Origin of the sequence: Streptomyces xylophagus, assembly GCF_000716435.1 — a bacterium.
Lineage (GTDB): Bacteria > Actinomycetota > Actinomycetes > Streptomycetales > Streptomycetaceae > Streptomyces > Streptomyces xylophagus.
On the sequence record NZ_JNWO01000013.1, the window covers coordinates 180,772 to 202,004 of the forward strand.

20 protein-coding genes and 1 riboswitch are annotated in these 21,233 nt (G+C 70.6%); of the genes, 10 read left to right on the top strand and 10 right to left on the bottom strand.

The features are described from left to right. Positions 1-6: 6 nt before the first annotated feature. Both OO70_RS28145 and OO70_RS28150 read right to left on the bottom strand, forming a co-directional pair. On the bottom strand, positions 7-732 hold the full coding sequence (locus tag OO70_RS28145) for an isocitrate lyase/PEP mutase family protein (protein ID WP_043677264.1): 726 nt from the start codon (positions 730-732) through the stop codon (positions 7-9). Between the two features lie 34 nt (positions 733-766). Beyond that, positions 767-1,264 carry a carboxymuconolactone decarboxylase family protein gene (locus OO70_RS28150; protein ID WP_043677091.1) on the bottom strand — a complete coding sequence of 166 codons (498 nt, stop codon included), beginning with the start codon at positions 1,262-1,264 and terminating at the stop codon, positions 767-769. Positions 1,265-1,310: 46 nt separating this feature from the next. Between OO70_RS28150 and pdxR the strand changes: the two genes are divergently transcribed. Beyond that, positions 1,311-2,720, top strand: a complete 1,410-nt coding sequence (gene pdxR, locus OO70_RS28155; protein ID WP_043677093.1) for a MocR-like pyridoxine biosynthesis transcription factor PdxR — start codon at positions 1,311-1,313, stop codon at positions 2,718-2,720. 118 nt (positions 2,721-2,838) lie between these two features. Here the strand turns inward: pdxR and OO70_RS28160 are convergent, their stop codons facing one another. Beyond that, on the bottom strand, positions 2,839-3,690 hold the full coding sequence (locus OO70_RS28160) for a DMT family protein (protein ID WP_043677266.1): 852 nt from the start codon (positions 3,688-3,690) through the stop codon (positions 2,839-2,841). 123 nt (positions 3,691-3,813) lie between these two features. Then, positions 3,814-3,903, top strand: a riboswitch (ZMP/ZTP riboswitch). Between the two features lie 31 nt (positions 3,904-3,934). Between OO70_RS28160 and OO70_RS28165 the strand changes: the two genes are divergently transcribed. Beyond that, a complete protein-coding gene (locus tag OO70_RS28165; protein WP_043677095.1) occupies positions 3,935-5,389 on the top strand; it encodes a glycine hydroxymethyltransferase in 1,455 nt (484 codons plus the stop codon). A gap of 38 nt (positions 5,390-5,427) precedes the next feature. Here OO70_RS28165 and OO70_RS28170 read toward each other — a convergent pair whose 3' ends face one another. The 4 genes from OO70_RS28170 to OO70_RS28185 all read right to left on the bottom strand — a co-directional run bounded on the left by OO70_RS28170 (position 5,428) and on the right by OO70_RS28185 (position 8,530). Further along, the gene (locus OO70_RS28170; RefSeq protein WP_234336947.1) at positions 5,428-6,042 is read right to left on the bottom strand and encodes a hypothetical protein; all 615 of its coding nucleotides are present in this window, start codon (positions 6,040-6,042) and stop codon (positions 5,428-5,430) included. Between the two features lie 141 nt (positions 6,043-6,183). Beyond that, positions 6,184-6,933 carry a hypothetical protein gene (locus OO70_RS28175; RefSeq protein ID WP_234336937.1) on the bottom strand — a complete coding sequence of 250 codons (750 nt, stop codon included), beginning with the start codon at positions 6,931-6,933 and terminating at the stop codon, positions 6,184-6,186. Positions 6,934-7,041: 108 nt separating this feature from the next. Beyond that, entirely contained in the window at positions 7,042-7,941 is a 900-nt protein-coding gene (locus tag OO70_RS28180) for a hypothetical protein (protein WP_407702833.1), read from the bottom strand. Continuing rightward, positions 7,928-8,530 carry an RNA polymerase sigma factor gene (locus OO70_RS28185; RefSeq protein ID WP_199827421.1) on the bottom strand — a complete coding sequence of 201 codons (603 nt, stop codon included), beginning with the start codon at positions 8,528-8,530 and terminating at the stop codon, positions 7,928-7,930. Before OO70_RS28185 ends, OO70_RS28180 begins: the two co-directional genes overlap by 14 nt. A 111-nt stretch (positions 8,531-8,641) precedes the next feature. On the opposite strand from OO70_RS28185, the gene trpS reads away from it, so the two are divergent. The 3 genes from trpS (at position 8,642) to OO70_RS28200 (ending at position 11,429) form a co-directional block, all read left to right on the top strand. Then, complete coding sequence (trpS, locus tag OO70_RS28190) at positions 8,642-9,655, top strand: tryptophan--tRNA ligase (RefSeq protein ID WP_043677268.1); 1,014 nt, start codon at positions 8,642-8,644, stop codon at positions 9,653-9,655. A 180-nt stretch (positions 9,656-9,835) separates the two neighbouring features. After that, positions 9,836-10,414 carry a 2'-5' RNA ligase family protein gene (locus OO70_RS28195; protein ID WP_043677270.1) on the top strand — a complete coding sequence of 193 codons (579 nt, stop codon included), beginning with the start codon at positions 9,836-9,838 and terminating at the stop codon, positions 10,412-10,414. 64 nt (positions 10,415-10,478) lie between these two features. Beyond that, the gene (locus tag OO70_RS28200) at positions 10,479-11,429 is read left to right on the top strand and encodes a YihY/virulence factor BrkB family protein (RefSeq protein WP_043677101.1); all 951 of its coding nucleotides are present in this window, start codon (positions 10,479-10,481) and stop codon (positions 11,427-11,429) included. Here the strand turns inward: OO70_RS28200 and OO70_RS28205 are convergent. After that, the gene (locus tag OO70_RS28205) at positions 11,377-12,699 is read right to left on the bottom strand and encodes a D-alanyl-D-alanine carboxypeptidase family protein (RefSeq protein ID WP_324604877.1); all 1,323 of its coding nucleotides are present in this window, start codon (positions 12,697-12,699) and stop codon (positions 11,377-11,379) included. The genes OO70_RS28200 and OO70_RS28205 overlap by 53 nt on opposite strands. Before the next feature lie 91 nt (positions 12,700-12,790). Between OO70_RS28205 and OO70_RS28210 the strand changes: the two genes are divergently transcribed. The 4 genes from OO70_RS28210 to OO70_RS28225 all read left to right on the top strand — a co-directional run bounded on the left by OO70_RS28210 (position 12,791) and on the right by OO70_RS28225 (position 16,491). Continuing rightward, positions 12,791-13,030 (top strand): SCO4848 family membrane protein, encoded by a 240-nt coding sequence (locus tag OO70_RS28210; protein ID WP_043677271.1) that lies wholly within the window; start codon positions 12,791-12,793, stop codon positions 13,028-13,030. A 4-nt stretch (positions 13,031-13,034) separates the two neighbouring features. Continuing rightward, on the top strand, positions 13,035-14,237 hold the full coding sequence (locus OO70_RS28215) for a metallophosphoesterase (RefSeq protein WP_043677104.1): 1,203 nt from the start codon (positions 13,035-13,037) through the stop codon (positions 14,235-14,237). Between the two features lie 197 nt (positions 14,238-14,434). Continuing rightward, positions 14,435-15,991: an ABC transporter substrate-binding protein gene (locus tag OO70_RS28220; protein ID WP_043677106.1), complete on the top strand. Its 1,557-nt coding sequence runs from the start codon at positions 14,435-14,437 to the stop codon at positions 15,989-15,991. A 95-nt stretch (positions 15,992-16,086) separates the two neighbouring features. Beyond that, on the top strand, positions 16,087-16,491 hold the full coding sequence (locus tag OO70_RS28225) for an ATP-binding protein (RefSeq protein WP_043677108.1): 405 nt from the start codon (positions 16,087-16,089) through the stop codon (positions 16,489-16,491). Positions 16,492-16,504: 13 nt separating this feature from the next. Here OO70_RS28225 and OO70_RS28230 read toward each other — a convergent pair whose 3' ends face one another. Further along, entirely contained in the window at positions 16,505-17,962 is a 1,458-nt protein-coding gene (locus tag OO70_RS28230; protein WP_043677110.1) for a sensor histidine kinase, read from the bottom strand. Further along, positions 17,959-18,645, bottom strand: a complete 687-nt coding sequence (locus OO70_RS28235) for a response regulator transcription factor (protein WP_043677113.1) — start codon at positions 18,643-18,645, stop codon at positions 17,959-17,961. The genes OO70_RS28230 and OO70_RS28235 overlap by 4 nt, the downstream gene beginning before the upstream one ends. A 188-nt stretch (positions 18,646-18,833) precedes the next feature. Between OO70_RS28235 and OO70_RS28240 the strand changes: the two genes are divergently transcribed. Next, positions 18,834-21,233, top strand: a complete 2,400-nt coding sequence (locus OO70_RS28240) for an MMPL family transporter (RefSeq protein WP_043677116.1) — start codon at positions 18,834-18,836, stop codon at positions 21,231-21,233.

Genomic DNA, 21,233 nt, shown 5'->3' on the forward strand with positions numbered 1-21,233 from the left:
CCCGGCTCACCGCTTCTGCAACTCCCCGGCCATCCCTCCCAGCGCACCTGCCGCCCAACGCTGAAGCCCCGGCCCGAACGTGACGCGAGTGGCCCCGAGTTCACCGAGTTCGGTGGGCGAGGGGCCCTCGCCGTCCAGCCGACAGAACACGTTCACGGGCCCTTGGATACCGGACCGCAGCAACGGCAGCACATCAGCGGGCGCTGCGATCGGATACACGCAGTCGGCACCGGCGGCGACGTACAACGCGGCCCGCTCGATGGCCCGTTCGGGATTCCCGTCGCCGTGCAGGAAGACGTCGACCCGCGCGTTGACGAACAGCTGGTCCGCAGCCACGGACCGCACCTCGCCGAGCCAATCGGCATGCTGCCGTGGGTCCTTGAGAACACCCCCGTTGGAGTCCTCAAGGTTGCACCCCACGGCCCCCGCCTCCAGAAGCCGTTCCACCAGCTCCTTCGGCGCGAGCCCGTACCCACCCTCGACATCCGCCGACACCGGCACATCCACGGCCCGCACGATCCGCGCGACCGCCGCGAACATCTCGTCCGCCGGGGTCGCCCCGTCCTCGTACCCCAACGAGGCGGCGACCCCGGCACTGGGCGTGGCGAGCGCGGGAAACCCGGCGTCCACGAACACCCGCGCACTGACCGCGTCCCAGGGCCCGGGCAGCACGAGCGGATCCCCGGGAAGCCGCCCCCGATGCAGCCTCCGAAACACCTCCACGCCACTCATGGCCGACAACCCCCGAACACCCATGTCCGCAAGGTCACTTGTGCTGTCCCGCCTTGTAGTGCCCCGGCACCATCCGTGTGCTCACGCCGAACCGGTTCCACGCGTTGATGACGGTGATCGCGGCGATCAGCTGTGTCAGCTCGGCCTCCTCGAAGTGTGCGGCGGCCCGGTCGTACACGTCGTCCGGCACGAAGCCGTCCGTGAGAACCGTGACTGCCTCGGTCAGCTCGATCGCGGCCAGTTCCTTCTCGGTGTAGAAGTGCCGGGACTCCTCCCACGCGCCGAGCTGAATGATCCGCTCGACACTCTCGCCCGCCGCGAGCGCGTCCTTGGTGTGCATGTCGAGGCAGAACGCGCAGTGGTTGAGCTGCGAGGCGCGGATCTTCACCAGCTCCAGCAGCGTCGGGTCGAGACCCCGACGGGCCGCCGCGTCGAGGCGGACCATCGCTTTGTAGACCTCGGGGGCGTGCTCGGCCCAGTTCAGACGGGGGCTGTGTTCGGGGGCGTAAGGAGCTTCTTGTGCTGTGGTCATGTCTCGACCCTAGAAGCCAGGCAGCCCAGGAGTATGGTCCATTTCCATGGCGAAATCCTGGGCCACTTTGGGCGTCGACCTGCACCTCGAACCGACCGTCACCGGCACGGGTGCCCACAGCGGCACCGGCGTCCGCCGAGGCCTGACGGACGCGCTCCGCGACGCCGTCCGCACCGGCCGCCTCGCCCCCGGCACCCGCCTGCCCTCCTCCCGCTCCCTCGCCGCCGACCTGGGCATCGCCCGCAACACGGTCGCCGACGCCTACGCCGACCTCGTCGCCGAGGGTTGGCTCACCGCCCGCCAGGGCTCCGGCACCCGCGTAGCCGAGCGCGCAGTCGTCCCGCCCACGGAAACGACCCCACCCCGCCGCCTCCACACCCGCCCCGCCTACGACCTCGTCCCCGGCACCCCCGACCTCGCCGCCTTCCCTCGCACCGAGTGGCTCAAGGCCGCCCGCCGCGCCCTCACCGCCGCCCCGTACCAGGCCCTCGGCTACGGCGACCCCCGCGGCCATGTCGAACTGCGCACCGCCCTCGCCGCCTACCTCGCCCGAGCCCGAGGCGTCCGCGCCGACCCCGAGCACATCCTGATCAGCGCGGGCATCTCGAACGGCCTCCGCCTGATCGGCACGGCACTACGGGCCCGCGGCGCCCACAAGATCGCGGTGGAGTCCTACGGCCTGACCGCGCACTGGCAGATCCTCGCCGCGACCGGTCTGCGCACCCGCCCGCTCCCCTTCGACGAACTCGGCACGAACCCGGCCCAGTTGACGGACGAGCCGGCCGTCCTGCTCACCCCCGCCCACCAGTTCCCCATGGGCGTCCCCCTCCACCACGACCGCCGCTCGGCCGTCGTCGACTGGGCCCGGCGCACCGGCGGCCTCGTCCTGGAGGACGACTACGACGGCGAGTTCCGCTACGACCGCCAGCCGATCGGCGCCCTCCAGGGCCTGGACCCGGACCACGTCGTCTACCTGGGCACCGCCAGCAAGTCCCTCGCCCCCGGTCTCCGCCTTGCCTGGATGGTCCTGCCCCCGTCACTCGCGGAGGAGGTCACGCAGACGAAGGGCGCCGTCGACACCTGCGGCGCCCTGGACCAACTGACCCTCGCCGAGTTCATCACCTCCGGCGCCTACGACCGCCACGTCCGCGCCGCCCGCCTGCGCTACCGCCGCCGCCGCGACACCCTGGTCGACGCCTTGGCCCAGCACGCCCCCGACGTCCACGCCACCGGCATCGCGGCCGGCTTCCACGCCGTCCTCAGCCTTCCCCCGGGCACCGAACACTCAGTGGTCCAAGCCGCCGCCTGGCAGGGCCTCGCCCTCCACTCCCTGTCCTTCTACCGCCACGAACAGGCGGTAGCCGACCCCTTGGACGCCCTGGTGGTGGGTTACGGCACACCGCCGGACCACGCGTGGGCGGGGGCGGTGGAGGCACTGTGCAGGGTGCTGCCGTGAGGGTGGGACAAAGGGTGTTCTATGCGTGCAGGCCAGCAATTTTCAGCCCGTCCGGCGTTTGAGGACGAGGCCCCTTCAGGGCCGAAGCGGGGTCTGGGGGCGCAGCCCCCAGGGACGGTCACCCCAACTCACCCGCACCATCAACCGCTCCACCGCCGGAGGCCGGCGCCTCACCGAACCGTGCCAACGCCAACGCCCCCACCACCGCCACCACAAACCCCAACACCGCCAGCCACTCCAACCCGCCCCGCGTCCGGTCCCCGAGCCACACCACCCCCACCACCGCAGGCCCGATCGTCTCCCCGATCACCAACCCCGCCGTGGCCGTCGTCACAGACCCCCGCTGCAACGCCGTAGTCAGCAACAAGAACGCCGCACCCCCACCCACGAGCAGCGCATACGTCGCCGGATTGGCAACCAGCGTCGAGGGCGAGAGCGAGTCGATCAGCCGCACCGCCACCTCGACAACCCCGAACCCGAACCCCGCCCCCAACCCCAGCGTCAACGCCCGCCCCCGCTCCGGCAGTCGCCCACCCACCAGCCCGAGCAGCAGCACAGCCCCCGCCGTCCCCAACATCGCCCACTTCAAGGCCGTAGACCCGGCCCGGTCCCCCTCCGCGCCCGACGCCAGCCCCAGCATCGCCAGCCCCGCGCACACCACCCCGACGGCCCCCCACTCCGTCCCGCTGAGCCGAACTCCCAGCAGCCGCGCGGCCACCACCGCCGTCACCGCGAGGCTAGACGCGAGCGCCGCCCCGACCGCGTAGATGGGAAGCGACCGCAGCGCAGCGATCTGGAACACGAACCCCAGCCCGTCCAGCCCAAGACCCGCCAGATACCGCCACTGCCGCAGCGCCCGCAGCAACAGCGCCGCGTCCCCGCCCCCACCCACCTTGGCCGCCCGCGCGGCGACCGCCTGAAGCACCGTCGCCGTACCGAAGCAGACCGCCGCGCCGAGCGCGCACACCATTCCAAAGAGCACGAAGTGACTGTAGGGGAGGGGAGATCGCCACGGCCTCCCGCGCGGGGACTCTCACCGAACTCCAGATGCTGGACGCACGAGCCGCCCCGTCCGGTCCGCCCGGTAGGCTGACCGGCGGGCCGTGACTGGCGCGCTGGGATGGGACCGACCATCGGGGAGCGGCCCGAGCTGGAATGTGTGCCGTGCGCCTGGGCCGTACCGTGAACGCCGAACGCCACGTCCGGAGGTCCCCATGCCCGACAATTCCGCGCCCCTTTCCCCCGAGTCCACCGCCTTCCGCGCCGCCCTCGACGTGATCCGCGCCGTCGAGCCGCGCGTCGCCGACGCCATCGGCCGGGAAGTCGCCGACCAGCGCGAGATGCTCAAGCTGATCGCCTCCGAGAACTACGCCTCCCCGGCGACGCTGCTCGCGATGGGCAATTGGTTCAGCGACAAGTACGCCGAGGGCACCATCGGCCGCCGCTTCTACGCCGGCTGTCGCAACGTCGACACCGTCGAGTCCCTCGCGGCAGAGCACGCCAAGGCACTCTTCGGCGCCCGCCACGCCTACGTCCAGCCGCACTCCGGCATCGACGCCAACCTCGTCGCCTTCTGGTCGATCCTCGCCGACCGCGTCGAGGTCCCGGCCCTCGCGAAGGCCGGCGTCCGCCAGGTCAACGACCTCTCCGACGCCGACTGGGCCGAACTCCGCCACGCCTTCGGCAACCAGCGCATGCTCGGCATGTCCCTGGACGCCGGCGGCCACCTCACCCACGGCTTCCGCCCGAACATCTCCGGCAAGATGTTCGACCAGCGCTCGTACGGCACCGACCCGGCGACGGGCCTGATCGACTACGACGCCCTGCGCGCCTCGGCCCGCGACTTCAAGCCGCTGATCATCGTCGCCGGCTACTCCGCCTACCCCCGCCTGGTGAACTTCCGCCTGATGCGCGAGATCGCCGACGAGGTCGGCGCGACCCTCATGGTCGACATGGCGCACTTCGCGGGCCTGGTCGCGGGCAAGGTCCTCACCGGCGACTTCGACCCGGTCCCGCACGCACAGATCGTCACCACCACCACCCACAAGTCCCTGCGCGGCCCGCGCGGCGGCATGGTCCTGTGCGACGACTCCCTCAAGGACCAGGTCGACCGAGGCTGCCCGATGGTCCTCGGCGGCCCCCTCCCGCACGTCATGGCCGCCAAGGCCGTAGCCCTCGCCGAGGCCCGCCAGCCCTCCTTCCAGGACTACGCCCAGCGCATCGTCGACAACTCCCGCGCGCTGGCCGACGGCCTGATGCGCCGCGGCGCCACCCTCGTCACCGGCGGCACCGACAACCACCTCAACCTGATCGACGTGGAGACGTCCTACGGCCTCACCGGCCGCCAGGCAGAGACGGCCCTCCTGGACTCCGGCATCGTCACCAACCGCAACGCCATCCCCGCCGACCCGAACGGCGCCTGGTACACCTCCGGCATCCGCATCGGCACCCCCGCCCTGACCACCCGCGGCCTGGGCACGGCGGAGATGGACGAGGTCGCGTCCCTGATCGACCGAGTCCTCACCAGCACCGAGCCGGGCACGACGAAGTCGGGCGCCCCGAGCAAGGCCTCGCACGTCCTGGACGACAAGATCTCCGACGAGATCTCCCGCAGGGCTACGGACCTGGTCGCGGGCTTCCCCCTGTACCCGGAGATCGACCTCGGCTGACATACGCCCTCTGTCGAGTTGTCAAAGATCGGCGACTCTCACAGATCGATGAGTTCCTGTCGTGGTTCCTCCCGCGGCGGTCCGGCTCCACGCCGGGCCGCCGCGTGGCGTATCAGCAGCGTGCCGCCGGCCCCGACGGCCACCCCCGCCGCCGCCCACCAGGCAGGCCCGGCCAGGTCTGCGGATTCGGATCCGCCGGCAACTGCCCTGCCATCGGTACCGGCCCGACCGAGCAGTCCCGCTCGCTCCAACTGCGCGAAGACCGAGCGCGGCGCCCGATGCCAGCGGATGTCGTCGTCCGCCACCTCCGGAGCCGGATCCGTCCGCACCCACGGTGTGCCGTCCGCGGCCACGAACAACTGGTCCTCCCGCTCCACCGCCACATCACCACCCGGAGCCCGACTTGTCCGAGGCCAGCCGCCGACCCCGGTCAGTCCCCACACCACCGTGATCCGCACTGCCGGATACCGGCCTGCCTCCCACTCCTGCGACACCCGCTCCGTCCCCGCGTACGTCGGCTGCAACAACGTCCACAGGCGTGCGAACGACGAGTCCCCGGAGTGCCATGCCTCGGCCCGGCCCGTGTCACCGGTCACGACCAGCGCCAGATCAGGGATGTCCCGGTGCGGGCCCCGAGCCTGTGCCTGATCCATCCCGGTGGCCTGGACCTCAGCCGTCCCGGCCAGAGCCGTCAACGCCGACCCCGCAACGAGACACACGCCCCACAGCCTCGCGCGTCCCCTCCCGCGTTCCACATCCGTCCCCCTCCGTCGCTCCTGGTCTCCCGCCGCTCCTCACACGTCCTGCAACTCCTGCCTGGGGCCCGGCTCCCGCCCCTTCCGCCACCGATCCAGCGGCAGCCGCGCGGCGAACGGCCGCAGAACGAGGGCCAGTACCATTCCGGCCGCCACGCCCGGTACCGCCCACCACCAGTCGGTGCCACGGCCCTTGTCCTGCAGGGAGACCTGCACCGTGGTGGTTCCCGTGTCGGTGTCAGGTGTGGCGGTCGCCTGATCCGGCTCGGCCGACTGCCACGGCGCCGGGAGGATGCCGGAGTACCCGCCACCGGTGGCCTTGCCCGTCACGCCCAGCTTCTCCAAGAGGGCGCGCAACTCGGCGGCTTGCTCGGCGCGGTGCCAATAGCCGTTCAGATTCGCGTTCTCCGACACGTCGGCCGCCGTGTGGATCCACACCGCCCGCGGCCGGGACTCGACCGGAAAGACCCGGTCGATCCGCCAGGGCGATATGTCGTGCGCCAGCCAGGTGACGTTGATCTGGCGGGCGTGGGTCAGATCGGCCTCGGGCGGCTTGTCGCGGGTCCCCTTGCCCTCCGGCCCGAGCAACCGCTGGAGCGTTCCGTACTGTTCGTCCGAGTAATACAGCGCCGTGGCCTGGCCGCTCTCGGGCGAGGTCACGAGCACGCTGGTCGGCCCTCCCGCCGCCGCGTGCGACGCACCCCACACCATCAGTGCCAGCACCATGGCCAACGCCCAGCTCAGAGCCGTCAGTTCACGAATCCTGCCCGCACTTCCGCCTCCGGACATCCGAACCCCCAACCAGCCGATCCCCGTACGGCCCGCCCGCGAGCCGCCTGTCACTTCTGGTACACCGCCCGACCCGCCGGGGTTCCCACTCCGCCCGCACCACTCGCCCTACTCGCGCCGGTCGAGCGACTTCGCGATCTCCACGGCCCGCCGCTTCGACGCCACCCCTTCCAGCCGGAACGTCAGGTCACCGCCCGGAACTCCGCCGACCGCATGCGTCCACAGCAGCGTCGGACCGGCAGTCCGCTCCGCACGCGTATAGCGGTCCCCGTCCGCGTCCACCAGCCAGAAGCTCAGTAGATGCGGGCGCGCGAACCACAACGCCGGGTCCTGTATGCCGTCCGACGAGACGGTCCCGCCCAGCGACAGCCACTCCGGCGGCTCGCGCACCGTCTTGGCGAAACCGATGTCCAGCCGCGCCGGATACTCGTCGACCCGGACCGTGTGCCCGCCCTCCCGCCAGCACAGGCTCACCAGAAAGCGCCCCTGCGGCTCGCCGGTCACCGTCACCGCGTCCGGAACGCCCAGCGCGTCCGGCACCAGCGGCTCGAACCCCGCCCGGTCGCGGGCCTGCGTCAGGGTCACCGACCGGCCGCACCCTGGCACCACGACACCGGCCGAGGGCACCGCGGACGGGTCGTACCGCACCTCGACCCCGCCGAAGCCGAACCAGTCGAAGACCGCCGCACGCACCGGAGGCGTGAGCACGAGCACCGTCAGCAGACCGCACAGGGCCGCCGCCAGCGCGCGCCGGCGCATCCGCGTCCAGCGTCGGACGGCGTGCAGCCGAGCCCGCACCCCGGTCGTCCCGGCCTCCTGGACGGGAACCGGGATCTGCTCGGCCAGTATCTGCGCCAGCACCCGCTCGACCATCGACTCGGAGCCGACGGCCCCGCCACCGCCCCGCGCGTCCAGCGAGCGCCCCAGCGCCCGCAGCTCCTCCGGCAACCGAGAGGCAGCGCCGGCGCCCTCACCCTCGTACGACGCCCGTCCGTCACTCATGCTCATCACCTCCTTCCCTAGGCCGGAAATCCGGCAGCAACCGCCCGAGCTTCTTCAGCGCGCGGTTCAGCCGGGACTTCACCGTCCCGCGTGGCCAGCCCAGGGCCTGGGCCGTCTCCGGCTCGTCCATCTCCAGGAGATAGCGGTAGGTAACGACCAGGCGGTGCTCCTCGCTCAGCTGGTCCAGGGCGGACAGCAGGGCCCCGCGGCGCTCCGTCTCCAGCGTGGCGACCGCCGGGTCCGCCGATTCCGGTATCAGCGGCTCGGCCTCCACGAACGCCGCCTCCCGGCCGGCGAGCGTGCGCTGGCGCGCCGCCGTACGCACTGTGTTCCTGGTCTCATTGGCGACGATCGACAGCAGCCACGGCTTGAAGGCCGCGCCGTCCCGGAACCTGCCCAGCGCGCAGTACGCCTTGACGAAGGCCTGCTGCACCACGTCCTCCGCGTCCGCTCCCGCCCCGAGTGCCGCGGCCGCCCTGAGCGCGATGCCCGTGTGGGCTCGCACCAGCTCCGCGTACGCCTCCGCCTCTCCGGCGCGTACGCGTGCGATCACCGCGGCCTCATCGACGATGCGGCCCCCCTCCCGCGTCTTCACACATTTGGTACACCGCCCGAGGCGGATCGGTTCCCACCCGCGTCACATCTGCTCCGAACCAGTTCCGCACCAGTTCCGGACCGGCCCCCAAGACCTGAGAGAATGGTGAACATGGCCTCAGACCGACCCCGCGTGCTCTCCGGAATCCAGCCCACCGCAGGCTCGTTCCACCTAGGCAACTACCTCGGCGCAGTCCGCCAGTGGGTAGCCCTCCAGGAGTCCCACGACGCGTTCTACATGGTCGTGGACCTGCACGCGATCACGGTCCCGCAGGACCCCGCGGACCTGCGCGCCAACACCCGCCTCGCCACAGCCCAGCTGCTGGCCGCAGGCCTGGACCCGGACCGCTGCACGCTCTTCGTCCAGAGCCACGTCCCCGAGCACGCCCAGCTCGCCTGGGTGATGAACTGCCTCACCGGCTTCGGCGAGGCCAGCCGGATGACCCAGTTCAAGGACAAGGCGGCCAAGCAGGGCGCGGACCGCGCGTCCGTCGGCCTGTTCACGTACCCGATCCTCCAGGTCGCCGACATCCTGCTGTACCAGGCGCACGAGGTCCCGGTCGGCGAGGACCAGCGCCAGCACGTCGAGCTGACCCGCGACCTCGCCGAGCGCTTCAACGGCCGCTTCGGCGAGACCTTCACGATCCCGAAGCCGTACATCCTCAGGGAGACGGCGAAGATCTACGACCTTCAGGACCCGTCGATCAAGATGAGCAAGTCGGCGTCGACACCGAAGGGCCTCATCAACCTCCTCGACGACCCCAAGGCGACGGCGAAGAAGGTCAAGAGCGCGGTCACCGACACCGACACGGTGATCCGCTACGACGCCGAGCACAAGCCGGGCGTCAGCAACCTCCTCACCATCTACTCCACCCTCACCGGCAGGACGATCGCCGAGCTGGAGAAGGAGTACGAGGGCAAGATGTACGGCGCGCTCAAGACGGACCTCGCCGAGGTCATGGTCGAGTTCGCGACGCCGTTCCGGGAGCGCACCCAGCAGTACCTGGACGACTCGGAGACGCTGGACTCGATCCTGGCCAAGGGCGCGGAGAAGGCGCGCGCCGTCGCCGCCGAGACCCTCGCGCAGGCGTACGACAGGGTCGGCTTCCTGCCCGCCAAGCACTGAGGCGCACGACCGCACACACGTACCACTGGACAGAGCGCTGCACATCACTACGGATGCGCCTGCCCACAACTCAGGTGTGGCCGTACAGTCGATAGCCGGGTGGCCGCGCGCGTGGCCACCCCGCTCACCACCAGGACCACCGGCACCATTACCACCACCGACAGGACGACAGGAGACGACGTGGGGACCGTAACGATCGGTGTGTCGATCGCGGTCCCGGAGCCTCACGGCAGCCTGCTCCAGGAGCGGCGCGCGGGCTTCGGCGACGCCGCGGCTCACGGTATCCCCACGCACGTCACGCTGTTGCCGCCGACCGAGGTGGACTCCTCGCAACTGCCCGCGATCGAGGACCATCTCGTCGAGGTCGCCGCGGCCGGCCGCCCCTTCCCGATGCGGCTGTCCGGCACCGGCACGTTCCGGCCGCTGTCCCCGGTCGTCTACGTCCAGGTCGTCGAGGGCGCCGAGGCCTGCACCTGGCTGCAGAAGCAGGTCCGTGACGCCTCCGGACCGATGGCACGCGAGCTGAACTTCCCGTACCACCCGCACGTCACCGTCGCGCACGGCATCGACGACGAGCTGCTCGACCGCGCCTTCGAGGCGCTCGCCGACTACTGCGCCGAGTGGCCCTGCACCGGCTTCGCGCTCTACGAACAGGGCGCCGACGGCGTCTGGCGCAAGCTGCGCGAGTTCGCCTTCGGCAGCGCGGTCGTACCGCCCCAGGCGGCCCGCACCGAGCGCGGCACGATTCCCAGTCACTGATTCCCGTCACCAACTCCCTTCGCCGCGAGGCGGTGGACAGGGCGGGACAGGGCAGAATCGGATCATGGACTGGCTGAAGAAGCTCCCCTTCATCGGGCCGCTGTGGGTGCGCCTGACGGCCACGCACGTGTGGCGGTCGTACGAGCGCCTCGACCGGGTGAAGTGGTCGCAGCTGTCCGCCGCCATGACGTTCATCAGCTTCATCGCGCTGTTCCCGCTGCTGACCGTGGCCGCCGCGATCGCCGCCGCCACCCTCAGCACCGACCAGCAGCACGAACTCCAGGACAAGATCGCCGAGCAGGTCCCCGGCATCTCCGACCAGCTCGACATCGGTTCCCTGGTGAACAACGCGGGCACCATCGGTCTCATCGCCGGTGCCGTCCTGCTGTTCACCGGCATCGGCTGGGTCGGCTCGATGCGGGAGTGCCTGCGCGCGGTGTGGGAGCTGCCCGACCGCGACGAGAACCCCCTGCTGCGCAAGCTCATGGACACCGGTGTGCTGGTCGGCTTCGGCGGCGCCGTCCTCGCGACGATCGCCATCTCGACCGTCGCCTCCGCCCTGGTCGACTGGATCAGCCGCGAACTGGGCCTGGTGGCGGGCGGCTGGGGCGGCATCCTGTTGCGGATCGCCGCGTTCGGCGTCGCCGTACTCGCCGACTTCCTGCTCCTGCTGTACGTCCTGACCCTGCTGCCCGGCGTCGAGCCCTCGCGCCGCCGCCTCTTCGTGGCCGCGCTGATCGGCGCGGTCGGCTTCGAACTGCTGAAGCTGCTGCTCAGCGGCTACATCCAGGGCGTGGCCGCGAAGAGCATGTACGGCGCGTTCGGCGTCCCCGTCGCCCTGCTGCTGTGGATGAACTTCACCTCGAAGCTGGTCCTGTTCTGCGCCGCCTGGACGGCGACGCCGAGCAGGCCGGAGGACGACGACGAGTACGTCCCGGAAGGCGACGCCGACAACCCGAAGGTCAGGGACGAGGGCGACGACGGACCAGATCCGGCAGCGGCCAGCGCCGGTTGACGAGGAACACAGCACCGGCGAGCAGCACCAGCAGCCCGCCGACGATCGCGAGCGCGATCCCGACCCCGCTCGAACCGTCCTCCTCCTCGGAGGCAGAGGCCGAGGAACTCGCGGCCGGCTTCGCGGCCGTGTCGCCGCCCGCCTCCCCGCTGGCCGTGGCACCCGGCTGTGCGCTCGCCTGCGCCGCGTTCTTCGGCGCGACCAGCTCACCCACCGGCTGCACCTTGCCGTCCGCCTGGAAGCCCCAGTCGAGGATCTTCGCGGCCTCTTTGTAGACCTCGTTGTGCTCGTCCTTCTCCGGGTTCATGACCGTCACCAGCAGCACCTTGCCGTTGCGTTCGGCGACGCCGGTGAACGTGGCGCCCGCGTTGGTGGTGTTGCCGTTCTTGACGCCCGCGATGCCCGGGTACACCGAGACGTCCGAGTCGCCGCTCAGCAGCCGGTTGGTGTTCTTGATCTCGAAGGTCCCGCGGACCGACTTGCCCTTCTTCTTCGTCGTCTCGCCCGGGAACTTCGCGCTCACTGTCGAGCAGTACTCCCGGAAGTCCTTCTTCTGCAGGCCGGAGCGCGCGAACAGCGTCAGGTCGTACGCCGACGAGACCTGCCCCGGCTCGTCGTAGCCGTCCGGCGTCACCACGTGCGTGTCCAGCGCCTGGAGATCCTGGGCGTGCGCGTTCATGTCGGCGACGGTCTGGTCGACGCCGCCGTTCATGTGGGCCAGGACGTGCACCGCGTCGTTGCCGGAGCGCAGGAAGACCCCGAGCCACAGATCGTGGACCGTGTAGCTCTCGCCCTGCTTTATCGGCACCACACTGGAACCGGCGCCCATGCCGGCCAGGTCGGACGCGACCACCTTGTGCTCGGTCGTCCTCGGGAACTTGGGCAGCACGGTGTCCGCGAACAGCATCTTCAGGGTGCTCGCCGGAGGCAGCCGCCAGTGCGCGTTGTGCGAGGCGAGCACCGCGCCCGACTCGGCGTCGCTCACGATCCACGACCGCGCGGTCACGTCCTTCGGCAGCACCGGCACGCCGGACGTCAGATTGACCTGCGTCCCCGCCTGGCCGAGCCGGGTACCGCCCACCGACGACATGTCCGCCGGGGGAGTGGCCGTAGGACTCGCCGACGTACTCGAACTCGGACTCGGCGTCGAACTCGGCGTCGGTGTCGGACTCGGGGCCGCGAGGGCGACGGGCGCGGTGAGCGCGAGGGACGACAGGGCGGCGGAAAGCACCAGCAGGGATCGCCTGATGGTCTGCTGTGGAGCGGGCACGCACGAGAACGTACATGCCCAGGGACCCGAAGTCCCGTCACCGGCCCCACCCCGGACACGGGCCCCCGGGGACGACGGCGATACTGGACTCATGAAGCTCAGCCGCCCCGTCTCCTGGTTCCTGCTCGCCTTCGGGGTGTGGAGCTGGGTCATCTGGGTCACTTTCGTCAAAAACCTGGTCGCGGACAGCAGCGGGCTCGCCTTCGACGACGGCCGTCCGACGGCGTACTTCTGGGTGCATCTGACCCTCGCCATCGTCTCCTTCGTATTGGGGACGGTCATCGGGGGCCTCGGGTTGCGTGGACTGCGCGCACTGCGCCGGACGTCATAGAGAAGTGGCCATCCTCGTCATCGCGCTCGTCGCCCTGGTCGCCGTCGCCGTCCTCGGCGGGGTCCACTGGTACCTCTGGCGCCGCCTCGTCCGCGACACCACGCGCGCGTGGGGCCCCGCCCGCGTCACCGGCACGGCCGTCCTGACCGCCGGCCCGGTGCTGATGATCGCGGCCCTCGCCACCGAGCGCGGCGGCGCGCCCTTCTGGCTCCAACGCGTCCTGGGCTGGCCCGGCTTCCTGTGGATGGCCGTGCTGATCTACCTGCTGCTGGCCGTCCTCGCGGGTGAGGTCCTACGGCCGCTGCTGCGCCGGTTCCTGGACCGGCGCGGGCGAGCCGAGACGGCCGTGGAAGAGACGGACCCCCCAGCTCCCGAAGCGGCCCCCTCCCGTCGGCTCTTCGTCTCGCGGGTCGTCGGGGGCGTGGCTGCCGCTGCCGCCGTCGGGACCGTCGGGTACGGGACCTACGGCGTGCTGCGCGGGCCGAGTGTCAAGCGGGTCACCGTGCCGTTGGCCAAGCTGCCGCGGTCCGCGCACGGGTTCAGGATCGCGGTCGTCAGTGACATCCACCTGGGGCCGGTCCTGGGGCGGGGTTTCGCGCAGAAGGTCGTCGACACGATCAACTCGACGCAGCCCGATCTGATCGCGGTCGTAGGTGACCTGGTCGACGGGAGTGTGAAGAACCTGGGGCCTGCGGCGGCACCGTTGGCTCAACTGCGGGCGCGGCACGGGTCGTTCTTCGTCACCGGCAACCACGAGTACTTCTCCGGCGCCCAACAGTGGCTGGAAGAGGTCCGCACGCTCGGGATCCACACCCTGGAGAACGCCCGTACGGAACTGCCCTGGTTCGACCTCGCCGGAGTCAACGACCTCCAGGGTGAGAGCGAGGGACAGGGCCCCGACTTCGGGAAGGCGCTCGGCGATCGTGACACCACGCGCGCGTGCGTGCTCCTCGCGCATCAGCCGGTGCAGATCCAGGAGGCCGTGAAGCACGGCGTCGACCTCCAGCTCTCCGGGCACACCCACGGCGGCCAGTTGTGGCCCGGCAACTTCATCGCGGCGGCGGCCAATCCGACGGTCGCGGGACTCGAGCGCTACGGCGACACCGAGTTGTACGTCAGCAGGGGCGCGGGGGCGTGGGGACCGCCGACGCGGGTGGGGGCGCCGTCGGACATCACGGTCGTCGAACTGGCTTCGAAACAGGCCTAGTTGGTGGTCTGCGGGCAGGTCCGCGAAGTGGCTGAGAGTCGCCTGTGAAACGGGCAATTAACACCCGTCGGTAAGTTCTTTCTCATCTCGGCAGAACCCTCTTCCCCCGGATGAAACTCCTGTGGTTAGGTGATCCGCGCCACTAGGGGAGTGGCATATGCGCAGGGGCCCGGGAGGGTCCTGGGGAGGGCTCACCGATGCGGTCGGTTCGCATACGGATTCTCGCGACGCTGCTGGTCCTGGCGGCCGTGGGAGTGGGCGGCTGGCAGTTGCTGCCGTCGAACGGGAACAAGGACAAGATGATCACGGTGGGGACGACGGACGCCGTCACGTCGCTCGACCCGGCCGCCGCGTACGACGCCGGTTCCTGGGCGCTGTACAGCAACGTCTTCCAGTCACTGATGACGTTCGACTCGGGCGGCGCCGCACCCGTGCCGGACGCGGCCAAGAGCTGCGCGTTCGAGGGCGGCGGGCTGAAGACGTACCGCTGTGTGGTGCGCGACGGGCTCACCTTCCCGAGCGGGCGCAAGATGACCGCCGCGGACGTGAAGTACTCCTTCGACCGGGTCAAGAAGATCAACTCGGATGTCGGCCCGTCGGCGTTGCTCTCCACGCTCGGCTCGGTCACCGCCTCCGGGATGACGGTCACCTTCCATCTGTCGTCGCCGGACGCCACGTTCCCGTTCAAGGTGGCCACCGGCGCCGGTGCGATCGTCGACAGCACCAAGTACCCGAAGGACGCCCCGCGCAACGGCTTCCGGGTCGACGGCACCGGGCCGTACACCCTGTCGACGTATACGAAGGACAAGAAGGCCGTCCTCGAGCCCAACAGCCACTACAAGGGCGCGGTCAAGAACACCGGAAGCCCGATCGAGCTGCGCTACTACGCCGACTCGGACGCGCTGCAGAAGGCGTACAAGGCGAAGCAGGTCGAGGTGGCCACCCGCCAGCTGCCGCCCAAGATGCTCTCCGGGCTCTCCGCGAGCGACCCGAATCAGCGGGTGTCGGAGGCCGACAGCTCCGAGACCCGCAACCTGTACCTCAACACCCGCAAGGGCACGCCCCTGCACGACGTGCTCGTCCGGCAGGCCATGGCCTGGCTGATCAACCGCGAACAGCTGGCCGCCACGGTGTACGACGACACCGTCGACCCGCTGTACTCGCTGATCCCCACCGGCATCCTCGGCCACACGACGTCCTTCTTCGACGCCTATCCCACACAGAGCGCCAAGAAGGCCAAGGCACTCCTCGAAGAGGCCGATGTCTCCCTCCCGGTCCACTTCACCTACGGCTACGGCATCGGGCACGGCTCCGGCGCCGAGGAGGCCGCCGAGCTGAAGAAGCAGCTGGAGGCGAGCGGGCTGTTCAAGGTGGACGTCAAGGGCTACGAGTGGACCGACTTCCAGAAGCGCTGGGCCACCGGCAAGCTGGACGCGTACGCGGTCGGCTGGGTCGCCGACTATCCCGACCCGGACACCTTCGGCTCCCCGCTCGTCGGCACCGGCTCCACCATGAACACCGGCTACAGCAACAAGCTCGTCGACCAACTGATCCTCAACAGCCAGCAGTTCGCCGACCGCACCCGCGTCGACGAGGACTTCCGCGATCTGCAGGTGGACGTGGCCCAGGACGTGCCGCTGATCCCGCTGTGGCAGCGCAAGGAGTACGTCGTGAGCAGTGAGGACGTCGGCGGTATCTCCTATCTGTCGGACGGCACCGGTGTGTTCCGGCTGTGGGCGCTGGACTGGATCTGACCCGTTTCGCCCGGCCGTTCCTCGTCCGAGTGACACCGGGCGGCCCGCGCACGCAGCACCATGTGACGGAGGCGTGCGCGGGGTGAGGAGTCGACGTGGTCAGACGCAACTCCTTCCGGCTGCCCCGGCACCCGGCTTCGGTGGGTCTCGCCCGCCGCCGGGTCCGGGACCATCTGGCCGACTGGGGGCACGGGAGCGACGATCCGGCGCTCCAGGACGCGGTGCTGCTCGTGTCCGAGCTGGCGACCAACGTCGTACGCCACGGGCCGCTCCTGGAACGGGAGTTCGAGGTCGCGGTGACGGCTCTCGCGGACGGCTCCTGCCTCATCGAGGTGTCGGACGAGGGCCGGGTCGAACCCCGGCTGCGGATCGTGACGGACGTCGAGGAGGCCGGCCGCGGACTCCACCTAGTGGAGGGCATCGCGGCCGCCTGGGGCGTGTGGAGCCGCGGGGTGCACGGCAAGACGGTGTGGGCACTCGTCCTGCCCGACACGCCGTAAAAACCCGGGTGTTCTACGTCGGCACGGGCGTCCGTGTCGGCAGGGTCACCGTCACCGCGAGCCCCTCGCCCGGCGCCGTCCGCACCGCCACGTCGCCGCCGTGCGCCTGGACGACGCCCTGCACGATGGCCAGCCCCAGACCGCTGCCCGCACCGCCGCCCGCCCGGAAGAACCGGTCGAAGATGCGCGCCGCGTCGTCCTGACAGAGCCCGGGACCCTGGTCCGCGACACACAGCCGTACGACCCCGTCCTCGCGTTCCAGACCGAGCCGCACCGGCACGTCGGCGGGGGTGTGCGTGCGCACGTTGGTCACCAGGTTGCCGAGTATCTGGCGCAGGCCCGACTCGTCGGCGCGGACCAGGAGGGAGCCGTCGGCGCCGACCGTGACGGGCCGCTCCGGCTGCTGCACCCGCAGGTCCTCGGCGGCGTCGCGCACCAGGCGGCTCAGATCGACGTTCCGGAACCGCAGTTCGGGCTGCTGGTCGAGGCGGGCCAGCGTGAGCAGTTCGTCGACGAGGCGGCCCATGCGGTCCGCCTCCGCGTTCATCCGGTCCCAGGCCCGCCTGCGCTCCTCGGGCTCGGTCAGCATGCCCTTGTCGTACAGCTGGAGGTAGCCGCGTATCGCCGACAGCGGGGTGCGCAGCTCGTGCGAGGCGTCGGCGACGAAGCGGCGCAGCTGGGCCGCCGTACGCTCGCGCGTGCGGTACGCCGACTCCACCTGGTGGAGCATGGAGTTGAGGGCGACCCGCAGCTGCTCGACCTCCTGCGTCGGATGGTGGCTGGAGGGCACGCGCCGGGTGAGATCGCCCTCGGCGATCGCCGTCGAGGTCTCCACCATGTCCTCCAGGGGCCGCAGCCGCCGCCGCACGCTCATCATCGTGAGCGTGGCGAGCAGCACCAGCAGCAGGCTGCCGAAGGCGAGGTCCAGCTTGAGGGCCTTGGCCATGCCGTGGTGGAAGCCGCCGGTGGAGGCGGCGATCAGGATGTACGTGCCGTCGGCGAGCCGGGTCCCGGTGGCGCGGTACGGGTCGCCGCGCAGTGTGATGTCGCGCGGTGTCCCGTCGGCGGCCAGCGAGGCCGGGTCCTGGAAGGCGTCGGCGAGTGCCCGCTGGGCGGCGGTCGGTTCGAAGCCGGCGACGGTGAGGACCCGGCCCTGCTTGCCGACGGCCGCGAACACGGTGTCCGGGTTCGGCGAGTCGCCCATCTGCTTCGGGATCAGGTGGTCGCCGATGCCTGCCAGGGTGCTCAGCGTGTTGATCTGCTGCATGGTGAGCTGCGAACCGCCCAGCGAGTCACGGGACTTGGTCAGCTCGGTGTCGACCTGGGCGAGCAGATAGTGCCGCATGCCCATCAGGCTGACGGCGGTGGCCATGACGATGCCGAGCGCCAGCAGCGCCACGTTCGCCAGGGTCAGCTTGGCGCGCAGGGAGTGGACCCCGCGCTCGCAGTTCGGGAGGTGGAGCTTCCTCATGCGAGCCCGTATCCGACACCCCGCCGGGTGGTGATCACCGGCGCTCCCAGGGCGTCCAGCTTGCGCCGCAGATAGCTGATGTAGGTCTCGACGACGGTCGACTCCGGCGGGGTGTGCTCGTACTGCCAGACGTGGCGCAGGAGTTGCTCCTTGGGCACGATCCGGCCGCCGTTGCGCACCAGGAAGCGCAGCAGGGCGTACTCGGTGGGGGTCAGCTCGACCGAGCGGCCCGCGCGGTGCACCGAGTACGTCGTCTCGTCCAGCTCCAGGTCGCCGTAGCGCAGCGGCGGGCGCTGCGGGAGGACGTCGTCCGGGCGGGTGCGGCGCAGGACCGCCGTGATCCGGGCGACGACCACGTCGATGTCGAACGGCTTGGTGATGTAGTCGTCGCCGAAGCCGAGGGCGCCGACGATCTCGGCCGGCGCGTCCCGCGCGGTGAGGAAGACGAGCGCCAGATCCGGTCTGCGGGCGCGCAGTTCCTGCCCCAGGGCGCGGCCGTCGCCGTCCGGGAGCATCACGTCCAGCAGCGCGCAGTCGGGGCGGGTGCGCTCGGCGAGGGCGAGTGCCTCGCGCACGGTGCCCGCGGTCATCACCTCGAAGCGGTGGTAGCGCAGCGCGATGGCGAGGACGTCCGCGATGCTCGGTTCGTCCTCGACCACCAGCACGGTTCCTGGAGCCGTCATGTCCCCAGTATCTGCCGGGGCACTGACAGCGGGGCCGGTTCGGTCTTTGGAGTTCCTTGAGAGTCATGGCCGATACGTGTCCACGCGTGCGTGCCGCCCCCAATTCTGTAGCCCAGGACCTGGGGGACCTACCGACCGACAGACCGAGTCAACTCGGTTTCGAATAAGGAGCGTTGAGCGTGGCGGCATTGGCACGGTGGTGCTATCGGCACCGGCTGGTGGTCCTGTTGCTGTGGGTGGGGGCACTGTTCGGCCTGGGATTCTCGGCGACGACGGCGGGGACGGACTACGCGAACGTCTTCTCCCTCCCGGACACGGACTCCAAGAGCGCGTACGACCTGATGCAGAAGGCGTTCCCGAACAGCTCGGGCGACACCGACACGGTCGTGTGGAAGGTCGACTCGGGCTCGGTGAAGGACCAGTCCGTACAGACCCGCATCCAGCCCGCGCTGGACAAGATCGCGGACATGAAGGGCGTCGGCGGGGTCACCGGCCCCTACTCCGGTGCCCGGGGCGCGACCCAGATCAGCTCCGACGGAACGATCGCGTACGCGCAGATCACCTTCGCCGAGCAGGCCAACGCCGTCCCCAAGGACCTCGTCCAGAAGGTCGTCGACACCGCGCAGGCCGCCGAGCGCGACGGCCTCCACGTCGAACTGGGCGGCCAGGCTGTCCAGCGCGTGGAGGAACCGCCGGGCGGCATAGCCGAGGGCGTCGGCATCCTCGCGGCGGCCGTCGTCCTGTTCCTGGCCTTCGGTTCGTTCTACGCGGCCCTGCTCCCGATCGGCATCGCGATCTTCGGCGTCGGCACGGGCCTGTTCTCCACCCAACTGCTCAGCCACGCCACCGACATCCCCGACCTGGCGCCCCTGCTGGCCACCCTGATCGGCCTCGGCGTCGGCATCGACTACGCCCTGTTCATCGTCACCCGGCACCGACGCGGCCTGCAACGCGGCCTCGATCCCGAGGAGTCGGCGGTCATCGCTCTCAACACCTCGGGCCGCGCGGTGCTGTTCGCGGGCGGCACGGTGTGCATCGCGCTCGCCGGCATGCTGGTGACGAACCTGCGCTTCCTGGACGGTGTGGTCGTCGGCACCTCGCTCACGGTCGTCCTGAGCGTCCTCGCGGCCACGACCCTGCTGCCCGCCCTGCTCGGCTTCCTGGGCCCGCGCGTGCTCAGCCGCAAGCAGCGCCGCAAGCTCGAGAACGGGCCCGAGCCGGAGCGCACCGACAACCTCGCGGTCCGCTGGTCGGCCGCCGTGCAGAAGCGGCCGCGCCGGATCGCCGCCTTCGCCCTCGTCGTCATGGCCGTCCTCGCCTTCCCCGTCCTGTCGTTGCGCCTCGGCGCCACCGACCAGGGCAACGACAACACGTCGACGACCACCAGGAAGGCGTACGACCTCCTGGCCGACGGTTTCGGCCCCGGCTTCAACGGCCCTCTCCAGGTGGTCACTTCGAGCGGTGACACGACCACCCTGGTCAAGGACATCCAGGGGACGAAGGACGTGGCCCAGGTCGCCGCGCTGCCGCCCAAGGACGGCGTGACGGTGATCCAGGTCGTCCCGAAGACCTCACCGCAGTCCGTGGAGACGGACGACCTGATCGACACCCTGCGGGACAAGGTGATCCCCGGGGCCGACGCGACCGGTCACGTCGGCGGGGTGACAGCGATCTCTAAGGACTTCGCGTCCGTCACGGGCGACCGCCTCCCGCTCTTCGTCGCGACGATCATCGGCCTGAGCTTCCTGCTCCTGCTGCTCGCGTTCCGTTCCCTGGTGGTGCCGTTGACGGCCGCCCTGATGAACCTCATCGCGGCGGCGGCCTCCTTCGGTGTCCTGGTGGCGATCTTCCAGTGGGGCTGGGGCCTGAGCCTGCTGGGCCTCGGCAAGGAGGGCCCGATCAACGCCTTCCTGCCGGTCATCATGCTGTCCCTGCTGTTCGGCCTCTCCATGGACTACCAGGTGTTCCTGGTCAGCCGGATGCACGAGGAGTGGGTCCACACCAAGGACAACGCCCGCGCGGTCCGCGTCGGCCTCGCGGAGACCAGCCGCGTCATCAACTCCGCGGCCCTGATCATGGTCTGCGTCTTCCTGGCCTTCGTCCTGAGCGGCAACTCCGGCGCGGCGACGGCGGGCGTCGGCCTGGCCGCCGCGGTGGCCCTCGACGCCTTCATCCTGCGTACGGCCCTGGTACCGGCCGCGATGCACCTGCTCGGCAACTCCAACTGGTGGCTCCCGGCCTGGCTCGACAAGAGCCTGCCGCACCTCGCCGTAGAACCCGCGGAGGAGCCCGCACCGGCCGTCGAGGAGGGCCCGGCCTCGGCCGTCCACGGCTTCGTCCGTACGACCGAGGGCGAGCCCGTGGAGGGCGCGTCCGTCACGCTGCGGACGACCGGCGGACGCGAACTGGACCGCGTCGAGGCCCTGGCGGACGGCTCGTACATCGTCTCGGTACCGGGCCCGGGGACCTACCTCCTGGCGACGACCGCGCCGTCGTACGGCTCGACCGCCCGCCAGGTGACCGTGACGGACAGCCCGCTGGTCTACGACGTCGAGCTCGCGGAGGGCGAGGTGGACGTCGTCAACTGA